We start from the raw sequence: 14,543 nt of genomic DNA on the forward strand, positions 1-14,543 counted from the left end.
GAACCCATGCAACGCACCCTGATTCCGAGCCTGGCCATGGTGGCTGCTTTGATGTCCGTCGGTAACGGCGCGTTCGCCCATGACGATGGTGCTCTCGACAAAATCAGTGGGCCCAATGGCGGACAGCTACGCATGGCCGGCAGCTACCATTTCGAGTTGGTAGTCGCCAAGGACAGCACGGAAGCCAAAAACAACCCGGTCACTGTCTATCTCACCGACCATGGCGAAAAGAAAGTCCCCGCAGCGGGCGCTACCGGTACGGCCACGATCCTGGCTGCGAAATCGAAAATCACGGTACCGCTGGCTCCGTCCGGCGACAACAAGCTGACAGGGATCGGGAAATACGCATCAGATCCCCAGATGAAGGTCGTCGTGTCAGTCGCTTTCGCAAGCGCGAGATCTGAGCAAGCGCGGTTTACGCCCCTGCTCACGGCGGCCGCCGATGGACACGGAGATCACAAGCATTGAGAACTGTGGTCGGCACGCGGTGTTCATTGCCGTAGCTCGCCTTCCACTGCAATGATCCTCCTGCACGACGATGCGAAGCGCAAGTCCCCATATGGATCAGCCGACGACCAAGGTCGGTACTTGACGTAGGTGGATCTACGACGCGCCCGGAAACAGGGGTAGGAGGGTGATCGCCAAGCGGCGTGCCGATCCCTGGGCGAGGGCACCGCACAGCTCCACCATGCCCAGGCGCTGGCGTGCCGACGGTATTCTGGAGGCGTGTGCCTGGAGTCGTGGCAGTTCAGGGAGAGCGCCCGCTCATGGCGGAGGCTGTGGGTGAACTGTCTTGGCGATCAGGACCTTGTCCACCCGGTTGCAGTCCATGTCGACTACTTCGAAACGCCAGTCCGCGAATTCGAAGTGATCCGAGGCCACAGGAACGCGACCTAGCATGTACATCATGAAACCGCCCAGGGTGTTGAAGGCGTGCTCTTCTTCACCAGGCAGGTCGGCGCTCATCTTGAGGAAGGTCTTCAGGCGTTCGACGGTGATACTGCCGTCAGCCAGCCAGGAGCCATCTTCGCGAACGACGATATCCTGCTCTTCGGGGGTGTCCGAGTTCGGGAGGTCGCCGACGATCGACGTCAGCACGTCGGTGAGCGTGACCAGGCCCTGCAGTTCGCCGTATTCGTCCACCATCAGCGCGCACTGTTGGCGGGCGCGGCGGAACGTCTCCAGGAGTTGTGTTGTCGTGACGCTGGCCGGTACGTAGAGCGCAGGAGTGACAAAGGGCTCGATTGCGAGCGGTTCGCCCCGCAGGGCTCCCTTGAGGAGGTCGCTGGTACGCAGGACGCCGACCACATGCTCCAGGCCGTCACGGCAGACGACCATGCGCTTGTGGGGGCTCTCGGCGAGGCGGTTGCGAATCTCCGCTTCGGTTTCGCTCAGATCGAGCAGGCAGATGTCCTTGCGATGGGTCATGATCGCGCTGATGTGTTGCTCGTCAAGGCGCAGCACGTTGGAGACGATCGCCTGCTCACTTGCGTGAAAGACGCCTGCTTTGGCGCCCTGGTCCATCAGGACCTTGATCTCGTCGTCGCTGACCGCGGCTTCCTGCGGATGGTTCGCACCGAGCAGTCGCAGCAGCAGGCTGGATGACGATGAAAGCAGCCAAACCAGTGGCCGTGCCGCGAGTGAGAGCAGGTTCATCGGCGGGGCAATCAGCGCGGCGACGCGTTCTGGCGCCAGTAGTCCGAGGTGTTTGGGTACCAGTTCGCCGACCACCACCGAGAAATAGGTCAGCGCGACGACTACCAGCGTCAGTGCCAAACCGCTGGCGTGCTCTTCCAGAGACGGAAACGCGCTCAGCCATTGCGCCAGCGGAATGGCCAGAGTGGCTTCGCCGATGGCACCGCTGAGGATCCCGACGGAGGTGATGCCGACCTGGATCGTGGACAGGAAGATTGACGGTTCATGTTGCAGCGCCAGTGCCGAGCGTGCGCCGGCACTGCCGTCGTCAGCCAGCTTTTGCAGGCGTGACTGGCGCGACGATACGACGGCGATTTCCGACATGGCAAGAACGCCGTTGAGCAGGATCAGGAAGAGCAGGAGAACGATGTCCATAGATGGTTGCGACGCTAGAGAAGTTCGTCTGGCTTGTCGCCACGGTGAGCTATGTGGTAACACTACCACAGTGCGGCGTTCTCCCGGCAAGCGCCTCCGGGCGCTAAACCTTCGGTCCGCACTTCCTGGCCGCTGCCAGACCAACTTGACAAGGTGATTCCAGGTCCGAATTGCGAGGCCACGGTACGGCCATCATCTGCGCCGCCGGCTCGGCCGGAGGCTGCGGCAAAGGGTCTCGGCAGTCGATGCGGAAGGCATTTCCGGGGCCACAGGTGCAGGCGCTGTGCTCCCGGATTTTCGATGCGGGTTGACCAAATCGAGATTAATCAATAGACTGCAATTTCTCCGGCAGCAAACCGATGTACCGAAGCTGCCCTTCTGCATTTTCGCCGCTCTGTTTTCTGGCCCTTCGGGCCGTACAGAGTTCCGGCCTCAGGGGAACTATCCCCCAGGTTTTCGAGGCCTTGCACCCGCCTGTAACCGTCCATCTTCGAGCCGTTTGATTGGCGCGACGACCAAAGTGAAGGAGAGAGCATGTCCGCAACATTATCACTGAGAAATACAACCGGGCGTCGCACTGACGCCACCTTGAGTTTCATACAACATAGCCTGATCACCATCGGACTGATGGTTGCGCTGGGGACATTCAAGCCGTTTTTCGGCGAAAGTGCGGTGGCTGAGCCGCCGCAAGCGGCGGCCACCGAGCCTGTGGCCGAAGCCGACGCCGAAGCTGCTGAAGTGGTCGTCAGCAAACCTGCTTCCGAAATCCTTTCGCCGCGATTGCAGCGTGTCCTGGACTATGTCTCGCGTCGTTACCGGGTTGCCCCGGAAGCGCTGGTGCCGGTCTTCGAGGCAGCACAGGCCGTGGGCAGGGAACGGCGTCTCGATCCGCTGTTGATCGTCGCCATCATCGGCATCGAGTCCCGTTTCAACCCCTTTGCCGAAAGTGCGAGTGGTGCCAAAGGGCTGATGCAGGTGATCCCCGGCTACCACCTCGACAAGGTGCCGCGCGGAGCTGGCGAGCAGCCGTTTCTCGATCCGGTAACCAACATTCAGGTGGGCGTACACGTCCTTGAGGAGGCGATTCGCTGGCGTGGCAGCCTGATTGCCGGGCTGCAGCATTATGGGGGCTCGCCAGAGGATGCCGAAACCGAGTATGCGAACAGGGTTCTGGCTGAGAAGGAGCGCCTCGAGCAGGCGGCCCGGCGCGGTCCGGGCGGCCGGGCCTGAGCATTTCGGGATTTCTGCGTGCGCGGCTACTTGGCCACGCCGGCACCCGCGATGCGCCGAATGGCGCGTCGCGCTTCGACGGAGAGTACGAGTTCCGAGTGCGTCAGCGGGGTCATCAGACGCTCGTCGAAGTGCAGCAGTCCCTGGTCGTCCTCGTGCAGAAAGTCGGCCTCGATCAGGTTGGCGATGAAGGCGGAGAAGGTGGCCTTCTCGGGGAATTCCGGCGTATTGAATTCGTAGAGCAGTGATAGCCGCTGTGCCAGCAGGTGGCAGTTGTCTTCGAGCGCCTGGCGGGTGAGTTTGCCGCTGCCCTGCCGATCGAGGAGCGCCAGGGCGAGGAAGTGACGTTCCAGCAGGGGGCGGATGGTTTCCCCGAGCAGATGCAGTTCGGCAAATTCCTGGCTGATCGGTTCCGGTGCGGCGAGCCTTCCCGATGTTGGCGATCGACACAGCAGTCCGCGCGCGAGCAGGACGCGAATGACTGCTTCAGTGGCGGCTTCCAGCTCGCCGGGTGGCCAGCGGAGAAACAGTTCCGCGCGCATCAGGGCGCAAATGCCGCTCACCGCGCGTGTCACGCGCGCGGCATCGAGGCGGCGGTTGTGACTCAGCAGGCAGGCGACCAGCGCCGGCAGGGCGAAAACATGCAGTACGTTGTTGCGAAAATAGGCGAGCAAGGGCGCCTGCTCGTCACGCACGCGGATCAGATCGCCCAGTGGATCGGCGAAACGCTCGACGACTGCGAGTCGCTCGGCGTAGGTCACCACCTGCTGCGCGTCGAGCGGGCAGGGAATCGTCGTCAGCGCATACGGTGCTTCGCGAAGCAGTGCCTGGTAGTGCACGATCATCCGCTGCAGTGCGTGTTCATCGGCGGTGTGCTTGGGGGTGGCGAGCAGCGCGAGTGCGATCAGGTTCACCGGATTGACTACGGCCGCCTCGTTGATGCGCTTGGCGAGCTCCGCTGCCGCATTGCGCGTCGCACTGCGCGACCATAGCGATTGGCTGGCCGTGGTTTCTTCGCTCCAGCCGGGCTGTTGCTGGTCGAGAAAGCCGGCGAGTTCCAGCGGTTCGCCAAAATTCACGTGTACCTTGCCGAAAACGCGTTTGATGTTGCGTACACTGGTGACAAGGCCCCACAACGATTCGCGTTGCTTGGGCTTGCCGGCCAGTTCACCGAGGTAGCTGCGGCCCTCGATCAATTTCTCGTAACCGATGTACACCGGAACGAAAACCAGCGGCCGCGCGTGCTCGCGAATGAAGCTTTGAACCGTCATTCCGAGGATGCCGGCTTTTGGGGTCAGCATCCGTCCACTGCGGCTGCGCCCACCTTCGATGAAATACTCGATCGGGAAGCCTCGCGCGAGCATCAGATGCAGGTATTCGTGGAACACCGCCGCATACAGCGGCTCGCCCTTGAAACTGCGGCGCAGAAAAAAGGCGCCCCCGCGGCGCAGCAGTGATCCGACCAGTGGCAGGTTGAGGTTGGCGCCGGCAGCGATATGCGGTGGCGTCAGCCCCTTGCGGATGATGATGTATGACAACAGCAGATAGTCGATATGGCTGCGGTGGCAGGGCACATAAACGATCTCGTGTCCCGCAGCGATGCGAGTGACGGTATCGAAGTTATGCAACTCGGTGCCGTCGTAAAGCCTGGTCCATAACCAGGACAGGAAGAGTTCGAGCGCGCGCACGACACCATAGGAATAGTCGGACGCGATCTCGATCGCGAAGTTGGCGGCGCGGGCTTTGGCTTCTCCTGGCGAGATGCCGGCGATTGCCGCCTCGCTGGCGATCGCCGCGCGCACCTGTTCGCCGGCAAGCACCGCGTCCACCTGGGTATTGCGGTGCGAGAGGTCGGGCCCGATTGCCATCTGCCGCTGGCGACGGAAATGGACTCGCAACACGCGCGACAGTTTTCGTAGCGCGGGTTCTTCAGCGAGCCCTCCCTGCAGGAGATCGCGTAGTGAAATTGCGGCGTTGTAACGAACCAGAACATTGCGACCGTGCAGCAGGATGGCCAGCATTTGCCGCCAGGCGCCTGGCGGACGCCAGGTTTCCGAGAACAAGGCCTTGAGAACCGAATCCTGCTTGTCCGGACTGCGGCCCCAGAGGATGACGACCGGTACCAGCTGTACATCGATCAGGGGGTCGGCAATCGCCTGGCTGATCAGGCGGGCGAGCAATAGCGAGTAGCTGCTGCCATCGCGAGCCCTGCCGGCAAGGCTGCGGTCACGATTCAGGAAGAAGAACGAGCGGGGCAGGACTTGCCTGCCCAAGGTGATGGTTGCCTCGGCACGCGGCAACCCGGTTCTCCGCGATTCCTCGAAGAGTACCAGGAGGTTCGAGAGATGCCTGTCCTGCAGAACGTAGCAAACCGGTTTCGCTGGATCCAGGCCCAGTTCGGAAGGATTCTCGGGAAATACCGAGGTGCGTACCCATAGATACAGCAGGCGGCGGGCCAGCCGGATGAACCAGTCGGATAACTTGAAAAAGTCGACCACGGTCACGCGCCCGGCGCCTGCCCGGTCTCCTACTCCTCCTCGACGACCTTGTGTTGCGAAGCCAGTTGCTGCTGCGTGGCCGGCGGAACCTGCGCGTAGTGCGAGAATTCGATGCTGTAGGAACCCTCGCCGCCGGTCAGCGACTTGAGGCGTGACTGGTAGCCCTCGAGTTCGGCCAGCGGTACCTGACCGGTGATGGCCATCACGCCGGGGCCGCGCGGCTGTGTGCCGGTCAGGTGGCCGCGCTTGCTGGACAGGTCGCCGGTGACATCGCCGGTCATCGCGTCCGGTGCGAGGATTTCAATGTTGACCAGCGGTTCGAGGATGATCGGCCTGGCGGCCCGAATCGCGTCGACGGTGGCCTTGCGGGCTGCGGTGAAAAATGCGATGTCCTTGCCGTCGACCGGATGCGATTTGCCGTCGTGTACGGTGACCCGCAAATCCTCGACCGGAAAGCCGGCGACGACGCCGTCGGCAAGTGCCTGGCGAACGCCCTTTTCCACGGCTGCCATGAATACGCCCGGGATGACGCCACCCTTGACGATATCGACGAAGTCGAAACCGGCGCCACGTTCGAGTGGCTCCACACGCAGCATGACTTCACCGAACTGGCCAGCGCCACCGCTCTGCTTCTTGTGCCGGCAGTGCCCTTCAGCGGTACCCGTGATGGCTTCGCGGTAGGCAATCTGGGGCGGCTTGGTGTCGAGTTCGAGCTTGTACTGCTGCGACAGACGTGTCAACTTGGCGCGCAGGTGCATTTCGCCAATGCCGCGAATCACCGTTTCGTTGGTCGTCGGGTGACGCTCGATGCGGAAGCAGGGGTCCTCGACCTCAAGCTTGTGCAGGATCTCGAACAGACGCTGTTCGTCGGCCTTGCGCCGCGCATGTACCGCCAGGCCGTGCATCGGCTGCGGAAACTCGAGAGGCTTCAGGTGGATATGGTCTTCATCATGCGAATCGTGCAGCACGCAGTCAAACTCGATTTCCTCGACCTTGGCGATGGCCCCCAGATCGCCGGGTACCAGCGTCTCGACCTCGACATACTCCTTGCCCTGCAGGCGATACATGTGGCCGACCTTGAACGGACGCTTGCTGTCGCCGACGAAGAGTTGCGAGTCCCGGCGGATCGTTCCCTGATGGACGCGGAAGACACCGACCTTGCCGATGAAGGGATCGCTGACGACCTTGAAGACGTGCGCCAGCACGTGCTTCTGAGGGTCTGGCTCGGCATGGAAGGCTTCCACCGGACCGCCGGGTTCGCCGCGGTAGAACGGCGGCGGGTTACCCTCTGCCGGATTCGGGGCCAGTCTGGCGAGCACATCGAGCAACTGCAGGATGCCGGCACCGGTTTTTGCAGAAACGAAGAGAATTGGAATCAGATGGCCGGCACGCAGCGCCTTTTCAAAGGGCAGATGCAGTTCGTCGGGGCTGGGATCGACGCCTTCGTCAAGGTATTTCGCGAGCAGATCCTCGTCTTCTTCGACGATCTGATCGATCAGCGCGCGGTGCGCCGCTGCCACCGACTCGAAATCGCTTTCGCCGTCATCGTGCCCGAGCAATTCCACCACGTCGCTGCCCTGTTTGGCCGGCAAATCGAGCAACATGCACTCCCGACCGAAGCGCTCGCGAATTTCGCCGACCAGTGCCGGCAGATTGACGTTCTCGGCATCGATCTTGTTGATCACGATCATCCGGCACACTCCCCGTGCCGCGGCCAGTTTCATCATCCGTTCGCTCGAAAGCTCAATGCCATTCTGCGCGCTGATCACCACCAGGGCCGTGTCCACGGCCGCGAGCGCGCCGATCGCCGGGCCGGCGAAATCGGGGAAGCCGGGTGTGTCGATCAGGTGCACCTGCGCCCCTTGCCAGGAAAAACTTGCCAGCGCGGCATTCAGCGAGTGGCCGAATTCCTTCTCTTGCGGGTCGAAATCGCAAACGGTGCTGCCTTTCTCGACAGCGCCGCGGCTGCTGATGGCTCCGGCTGCGGCGAGCAGGCTTTCGGCAAGTGTGGTCTTGCCGGCGGCCCCGTGGCCAACGAGAGCGACAGTGCGAAGGTTACTGGTGGCGGTCTGGCCCATTCATCATCTCCCATTCAAGTCGAATGCCCGTCGCCACCGCAGGAATAGCCCCATGGCATGGCGGTTGCGCGTGCGCCGATCATTCTACCTCTGCCACGCCCGCAGCGGTGGAGGCCGCACCCCGGTCGATACCGATGGCACGGTCTACGGCGGTCGCCGTGCAACTGTATTTCTGCTTCGCAACGGCACCCGCAGCGTGCGTTGGCGAATATCGCGATAACATGAGTTTTGTGTTAACCGCGGCAGTCGGCTAAAGTGTCGCGCTTTTGCTTTGATGAACAGCACGTCAGGAGGCAGAATGGAAAACGATCCACGCCAGAACGAACTTCGCGAGGCAGCCCTTGAGTATCACCGTTACCCGACTGCAGGCAAGATAGCCGTCCAGCCCACCAAGGGTCTCAGCAACCAGATCGACCTGGCACTGGCTTATTCGCCAGGCGTGGCCTACGCTTGCCATGCCATCGTCGATGATCCCGGCACGGCCAGCCTGTACACCTCGCGGGCGAATCTGGTCGGTGTCATCACCAATGGTACGGCGGTGCTCGGCCTCGGGAATATCGGTCCTCTGGCCGCCAAACCGGTGATGGAAGGCAAGGGTTGTCTGTTCAAGAAGTTCGCCGGGATCGATGTGTTCGACATCGAACTCGCCGAAAATGACCCAGACCGACTGATCGACATGATCGCCGCCATGGAACCGACACTTGGCGGCATCAACCTGGAAGACATCAAGGCCCCGCAGTGTTTCTACATCGAGGCCAAGCTCAAGGAGAGGATGTCAATTCCGGTCTTTCATGACGATCAGCATGGCACGGCGATCATCTCGTCGGCGGCGATCCTGAACGCGCTCAAGGTGACCGGCAAGAAAATCGGTGAAGTGAAGGTGGTTTGCTCCGGCGCAGGCGCGGCGGCCATTTCCTGTCTCAACCTGTGGTGCGACCTGGGTGTCCAGCGCGAGAACATCATCGTCTGCGACTCGAAAGGCGTGGTCTACGTCGGTCGCGACGAGAACATGGAACCGACCAAAGCGCGTTACGCCCGGACCACCGACGCCAGAACCCTGTCGGAAGCACTGGACGGAGCCGACGTGTTCCTCGGGCTCTCGGCCGCCGGCGCCCTCGAACCGGATATGCTCCGGCGCATGGCAAGGCAGCCGATCGTCTTCGCTCTGGCCAACCCGACCCCCGAGATCATGCCCGAGCTTGCCCGAGAAGTGCGTCCGGACGTGCTCATGGCCACCGGGCGCTCCGACTACCCCAACCAGGTCAACAATGTCCTGTGTTTTCCGTTCATTTTCCGCGGCGCCCTTGACGTCGGTGCAACGGGCATCAATGAACAGATGAAGATGGCCTGCGTCAAGGCGCTGGCGGCGATGGCGCAGGAAGAGGTGAGTGACGAGGTCGCCATGGCCTATCCCGGTGAGCACCTTTCCTTTGGCCCGGAGTACCTGATTCCCAAGCCGTTCGATCCCCGTTTGATAACCACCATCGCGCCAGCCGTGGCCCAGGCGGCGATGAGTTCCGGCATCGCGACGAGGCCGATTGCCGACCTGCCTGCCTATCGCGAAAAGCTCAGGGAGTTCGTTTACCGTACGGGCGTCGGTATGCGTGCCGTGTTTTCGGCGGCCAGGCGTGGGCGGAAGACACGCATCGTCTATCCGGACGGGGAGGATGAGCGGATCCTGCGCGCGACGCAGACGATTCTCAATGAAGGCCTGACCAGCCCGATCCTGATTGGTCGCCCCGATGTGATTGCCGCACGGCTCGAGAGGATTGGCTCGAAGCTGCGTGTCGGTACGCATTTCGAGGTGGTCGATCCCAACAGTGACCAGCGCTACAAGGAATGCTGGACGACCTATCATCAACTGCGGAAGCGCCAAGGGGTGACGATCGACATCGCCAAGACCCGCCTGCGCAGCGACAACACCATCATCGGCGCCATCCTGCTCAAGCTCGGTTACGCCGACGGCATGATCTGTGGTCTGTCCGGTCGTTTCGCTCATCATCTGCGCCAGGTCGATGAGATCATCGGCAAGGCTCCAGGCTGCAGCACGATGGCGGCGATGACCCACTTGTTGTTGCCCGGACGCGCGCTGTTCCTCTGCGATACGCATGTCAACGAAGAGCCCGACGCCGCGCAACTGGCGGAAATTGCGCTGATGGCGGTAGACGCGGTTCGTCGCTTCAAGATCAGGCCGAAGGTGGCGATGCTGTCGCATTCGAACTTCGGATCCTCACAGAGTGCCTCCGCGAGCAAAGTGGCCGAAGCCGCGCGAATCGTGCGTGCCAGAGCGCCCGACCTGGAGGTCGACGGCGAAATGCACGGCGAAAGTGCGCTCTCCGAAGCCATCCGCAGGCAATCGGACCCGGAGTCGCCACTGAGCGGTGAGGCCAACGTGCTGGTAATGCCCAATCTCGATGCCGCCAATATTTCCTATAACCTGCTCAAGGTGACCGGCGGCGAGGGGATGTCGGTGGGGCCGATCCTCCTTGGCGCCGCGCGTCCGGTGCATGTTCTGGCTCCGACTTCGTCGGTCCGCAGGGTGGTTGACATGACCGCACTGGTGGTGGTGGACGCGGCGAGCAAGTAGCGGCGTGGCTTTGCAGCGATGCCCCATGCTGGCAGGGTGCCGATTGCGGTGATCGCTGTGTTTGGGAGAGGCATATGCCAGTCATCGCTGCCTGCGGTAGTCGGCGGGCCTGCTGGTGCTGGCGCTCGCCTGCGCGGTGACCTTTACAAACGCTCTCAGGCAATGCATCATCGAGTAGGCCAACTCGGTATAGCCGGGACCTGATGGTTCATAACGCGTTGCAGGGTCCTATCGCGAAATATGGCAGCCAATCCGCAACAATCACCGCTTAGCGGTTTCGCCCGTGCGCTGGTACAAGCTGGCCGACTCAAGGAAGCCGAGGCCGAGTCTCTGCTCGCCCAAGCAGCGGCCAAGAAGACTTCGCTGATAGAGCAACTGGTGGGAGCCAAGAAAGGCACCTTCCTGGAATTTGCACGTTTCGCTGCAGACAAGTTCGGTTATCCGCTGCTCGATCTGACTGCGTTCGACGATTCCTATATTCAGAAGAACGCCATTGACCGGAAGTTGATTGCGACTCATCGCGTGGTGCCATTGCACAAGCGCGGCAATCGCCTGGCCATCGCCATCGCCGACCCGACCAATCTGCGAGCGCTTGACGAGATTCGCTTTCAGACCGGCCTGGCAGTTGACCCGGTAATCGTCGAGGAAAACAAACTCGGTCCGCTGGTCACCAAGCTGTCCGAGTCGGTCGAGGAGACCCTGAAGAGTTTTACCAGCGAGGACATCAACCTTGAGTTTACCGACGAGCAGAGTCCGGAGAAGGTGGATGATGCGAGCAGCCTCGAAGTTGATGACGCCCCCGTGGTCAGGTTCATTCAGAAGATGATGCTCGATGCGATCAACGAGGGTTCGTCAGACATCCACTTCGAACCCTATGAAAAAAGCTATCGTATCCGATTTCGCACCGACGGCATTTTGCGGGAAGTGGCAGCGCCGCCCCTGGTCATCAAGGACAAGATCGCCTCGCGCATCAAGGTGATTTCACGACTCAACATTGCCGAAAAACGCGTGCCGCAGGACGGGCGCATGCGTCTGGTGCTTTCGAAGAATCGGTCGATCGACTTCCGCGTCAGCACCTTGCCGACGATGTACGGCGAAAAGATCGTCTTGCGGATTCTTGATCCAGCCAGCGCCAGTCTCGGTATCGACGCTCTGGGCTATGAGCCTGAACAAAAGTCGGTTCTGCTTGACGCGATCCATCGTCCCTACGGAATGATCCTGGTTACCGGCCCGACAGGTTCGGGAAAAACCGTTTCGCTCTACACCTGCCTCAACATCCTGAACAAGCCCGGGGTCAATATTGCCACGGCGGAAGATCCAGCCGAAATTCCCTTACCGGGAATCAATCAGGTCAATGTCGATGACCGTGCCGGACTGACCTTTCCGATAGCCCTCAAGGCATTTCTGCGTCAGGACCCGGATATCATCATGGTCGGTGAGATTCGCGACATCGAAACCGCAGAGATTGCGATCAAGGCTGCGCAAACCGGGCACATGGTGCTGTCCACCCTGCACACCAATGATGCGCCAGCGACGCTGACCCGCCTGATGAACATGGGCATCCCGACATTCAATCTGGCCTCTAGCATCCTGCTGATTACCGCGCAACGGCTGGTTCGCCGATTGTGCACCTGCAAGAAGCCGCTGGACACGCCGATTGAAACCCTGCTCAATGCCGGCTTCCGGGAAAGCGATCTCGATGGTACCTGGACCCTCTATGGTCCAGGGGAATGCGAGCGTTGCAAAGGAAGCGGCTACAAGGGAAGGGTGGGTCTGTATGAGGTCATGCCGGTGACTGAAGCGATTCAGCGCATCATCATGGCCAGCGGTACGGAGCTTGATATTGCGATCCAGGCCCGAAAGGAAGGCGTCAATGACCTGCGTCGTTCCGGCCTGCTGAAGGTCAAGCAGGGTCTGACCTCTCTTGATGAGGTTCTCGGCAGCACCAACGCTTGAAGAAGAGGTAAGAATGGCGACTGCAGCAAGACCTCCCAAGAAAACCGAGTCGGACGTCAAGGAATTTGTTTTTCTTTGGGAAGGCAAGAACAAGGCCGGGAAGGTCGTTCGTGGTGAGCAGCGTGCCAGCAGCCAGACGGTTGTGCAGGCCACGCTGCGTCGGCAAGGGATCCTGGTCAGCAAGATTTCCAAGCAGCGCTTCAAGGGTGGTCGGCAGATCACCGACAAGGATATCACGCTGTTTACGCGCCAGTTGGCGACGATGATGAAGGCTGGTGTGCCACTGCTGCAGACCTTTGAAATCGTCGGTCGCGGGCACGACAACCCGGCCGTTGGCAAGTTGCTGCTGGATATCAAGGCCGATGTCGAGACGGGTAGCTCGCTTTCGCAAGCGTTCCGGAAATATCCGATTCAATTTGACCCCTTGTACTGTAACCTGGTTGCGGCTGGCGAGCAGGCCGGCATTCTCGAAACACTCCTTGATCGCCTGGCCAACTACAAGGAGAAAATGATTGCCATAAAGGCCAAGATCAAGGCGGCGCTGTTTTATCCGGTGGCAATCATCATTGTCGCCTTCATTATCACCGCAGTGATCATGATCTTCGTGATTCCGGCGTTCAAGGAAGTGTTCAAGAGTTTTGGTGCCGACCTCCCGACGCCAACGCTGGTGGTGATCGCGATGTCGGATTTCTTCGTCCAGTACTGGTGGGCGCTGTTTGGCGGCATCGGTGGCGCGATCTACGCTTTCTTCTATACCTGGAAACGATCGGAAACCATGCAGATCGCTTTCGACCGGGCATTCCTGCGCATGCCCGTCTTTGGCGACATCATTCGCAAGTCGGTCATCGCTCGCTGGACCCGTACGCTGGCCACCATGTTCGCAGCAGGTGTTCCTCTGGTGGAGTCCCTGGAATCGGTCGGTGGTGCCGCCGGCAACTATGTGTATAAGGCGGCGACGCGGCAGATTCAGAGTGAGGTGAGCACCGGTACCAGCCTCACCACGGCAATGCAGAATACCGCACTGTTCCCGAACATGGTGAATCAGATGGTCGCCATTGGGGAGGAATCCGGCGCACTCGATGCCATGCTCGGCAAGGTCGCCGATTTCTTCGAAGCGGAGGTGGACGACGCCGTCGAGGCCCTTTCCAGCCTGATGGAGCCGATGATCATGGTGGTTCTCGGGGTGCTGATCGGCGGCATGGTGATTGCCATGTATCTGCCGATCTTCAAACTGGGCGCTGTCGTCGGATAATGCCTGGCGCCTTGACTGTCGATCTGGATCCGACCACGTTTACGGTTATCGCAGGCGTCCTCGGGCTGCTGGTGGGCAGCTTTCTCAACGTCGTCATTCATCGCCTGCCCAGAATAATGGAGCGCGAATGGCGTGCCCACTGCGCAGAACTCCGCGGTGAAGCGCCGGCCGAGCACGAACGGTTCTCGCTGGCCAGGCCGCGCTCGCAGTGCCCAGACTGCGGTCATGCGATCACGGCCATCGAGAATGTGCCGGTGCTGAGCTGGATATTTCTGCGTGGGCGCTGTTCGGCCTGCGCCAAACCGATCTCCCCGCGCTATCCGCTGGTCGAAGCCACCAGCGGCCTGTTGTGCGCCTTCGCCGCTCTGCATTTCGGCTATGGCTGGGCAGCGGCAGGCGCCATGCTGCTGATATGGTGTCTGATTGCCCTGACCTGTATCGACCTCGACACGCAGTTGTTGCCGGATTCGATCACGCTGCCCTTGCTCTGGGCTGGGCTGTTGTTCAACGTATCGGGGAGTTTCGTTGATCTGCAATCGGCCGTGATCGGTGCGGCGGGCGGCTACCTCTCCCTGTGGTTGGTCTACTGGGCTTTCAAGTTGACCACCGGCAAGGAGGGCATGGGTTACGGTGACTTCAAGCTGCTCGCGGCACTTGGCGCCTGGCTCGGATGGCAGATGCTGCCGCTGACCATTCTGCTCTCGTCGATGCTGGGCGCGGTTGTCGGCATCACTCTGATCGTGGTCATCAAACGCGGGCGAAGTGTACCGATTCCCTTCGGCCCCTATCTGGCTGCGGCAGGGATACTGGCCCTGTTCTGGGGGAAACCCCTGACGCGCGCTTACATCGGTTTGCTGTAGTGCCATCCGGCT

9 protein-coding genes are annotated in these 14,543 nt (G+C 61.0%); 6 read left to right on the top strand and 3 right to left on the bottom strand.

Features of this window, described 5'->3' with window-relative positions:
• Positions 1 to 6: 6 nt before the first annotated feature.
• On the top strand, positions 7 to 468 hold the full coding sequence (locus tag AC15MQ_RS10020; protein WP_483080009.1) for a hypothetical protein: 462 nt from the start codon (positions 7 to 9) through the stop codon (positions 466 to 468).
• A 297-nt stretch (positions 469 to 765) separates the two neighbouring features.
• On the opposite strand, the gene AC15MQ_RS10025 is transcribed toward AC15MQ_RS10020, so the two are convergent.
• Positions 766 to 2,070 carry a hemolysin family protein gene (locus AC15MQ_RS10025; protein WP_483080010.1) on the bottom strand — a complete coding sequence of 435 codons (1,305 nt, stop codon included), beginning with the start codon at positions 2,068 to 2,070 and terminating at the stop codon, positions 766 to 768.
• Positions 2,071 to 2,658: 588 nt separating this feature from the next.
• Here AC15MQ_RS10025 and AC15MQ_RS10030 point away from each other — a divergent pair.
• Positions 2,659 to 3,300: a transglycosylase SLT domain-containing protein gene (locus AC15MQ_RS10030; protein WP_483080011.1), complete on the top strand. Its 642-nt coding sequence runs from the start codon at positions 2,659 to 2,661 to the stop codon at positions 3,298 to 3,300.
• 26 nt (positions 3,301 to 3,326) lie between these two features.
• Here the strand turns inward: AC15MQ_RS10030 and plsB are convergent, their stop codons facing one another.
• Together plsB and fusA are read right to left on the bottom strand one after the other, a co-directional pair.
• Entirely contained in the window at positions 3,327 to 5,804 is a 2,478-nt protein-coding gene (gene plsB, locus AC15MQ_RS10035) for a glycerol-3-phosphate 1-O-acyltransferase PlsB (RefSeq protein WP_483080012.1), read from the bottom strand.
• A 23-nt stretch (positions 5,805 to 5,827) separates the two neighbouring features.
• Positions 5,828 to 7,876 (bottom strand): elongation factor G, encoded by a 2,049-nt coding sequence (gene fusA / locus AC15MQ_RS10040; RefSeq protein WP_287666581.1) that lies wholly within the window; start codon positions 7,874 to 7,876, stop codon positions 5,828 to 5,830.
• 298 nt (positions 7,877 to 8,174) lie between these two features.
• Between fusA and AC15MQ_RS10045 the strand changes: the two genes are divergently transcribed.
• From AC15MQ_RS10045 to AC15MQ_RS10060, 4 genes are all read left to right on the top strand, one after another.
• Positions 8,175 to 10,463, top strand: a complete 2,289-nt coding sequence (locus AC15MQ_RS10045) for an NADP-dependent malic enzyme (RefSeq protein ID WP_287666579.1) — start codon at positions 8,175 to 8,177, stop codon at positions 10,461 to 10,463.
• Positions 10,464 to 10,703: 240 nt separating this feature from the next.
• Positions 10,704 to 12,419 carry a type IV-A pilus assembly ATPase PilB gene (gene pilB, locus AC15MQ_RS10050; RefSeq protein WP_287666576.1) on the top strand — a complete coding sequence of 572 codons (1,716 nt, stop codon included), beginning with the start codon at positions 10,704 to 10,706 and terminating at the stop codon, positions 12,417 to 12,419.
• Between the two features lie 13 nt (positions 12,420 to 12,432).
• The gene (locus AC15MQ_RS10055; RefSeq protein ID WP_332335289.1) at positions 12,433 to 13,671 is read left to right on the top strand and encodes a type II secretion system F family protein; all 1,239 of its coding nucleotides are present in this window, start codon (positions 12,433 to 12,435) and stop codon (positions 13,669 to 13,671) included.
• The gene (locus AC15MQ_RS10060) at positions 13,671 to 14,531 is read left to right on the top strand and encodes a prepilin peptidase (protein WP_483080013.1); all 861 of its coding nucleotides are present in this window, start codon (positions 13,671 to 13,673) and stop codon (positions 14,529 to 14,531) included. The genes AC15MQ_RS10055 and AC15MQ_RS10060 overlap by 1 nt, the downstream gene beginning before the upstream one ends.
• The last annotated feature ends 12 nt before the right edge of the window (positions 14,532 to 14,543 follow it).

The organism is Candidatus Accumulibacter propinquus (genome assembly GCF_056856495.1).

What these genes read in the sequence shown, in the direction of transcription:
- AC15MQ_RS10045 (WP_287666579.1), top strand. Translation starts at nt 8,175, where the DNA reads ATGGAAAACGATCCACGCCAGAACGAACTTCGCGAGGCAGCCCTTGAG.
- pilB (WP_287666576.1), top strand. Translation starts at nt 10,704, where the DNA reads ATGGCAGCCAATCCGCAACAATCACCGCTTAGCGGTTTCGCCCGTGCG.
- AC15MQ_RS10020 (WP_483080009.1), top strand. Translation starts at nt 7, where the DNA reads ATGCAACGCACCCTGATTCCGAGCCTGGCCATGGTGGCTGCTTTGATG.
- AC15MQ_RS10060 (WP_483080013.1), top strand. Translation starts at nt 13,671, where the DNA reads ATGCCTGGCGCCTTGACTGTCGATCTGGATCCGACCACGTTTACGGTT.
- AC15MQ_RS10025 (WP_483080010.1), bottom strand. Translation starts at nt 2,070, where the DNA reads ATGGACATCGTTCTCCTGCTCTTCCTGATCCTGCTCAACGGCGTTCTT.
- fusA (WP_287666581.1), bottom strand. Translation starts at nt 7,876, where the DNA reads ATGGGCCAGACCGCCACCAGTAACCTTCGCACTGTCGCTCTCGTTGGC.
- AC15MQ_RS10055 (WP_332335289.1), top strand. Translation starts at nt 12,433, where the DNA reads ATGGCGACTGCAGCAAGACCTCCCAAGAAAACCGAGTCGGACGTCAAG.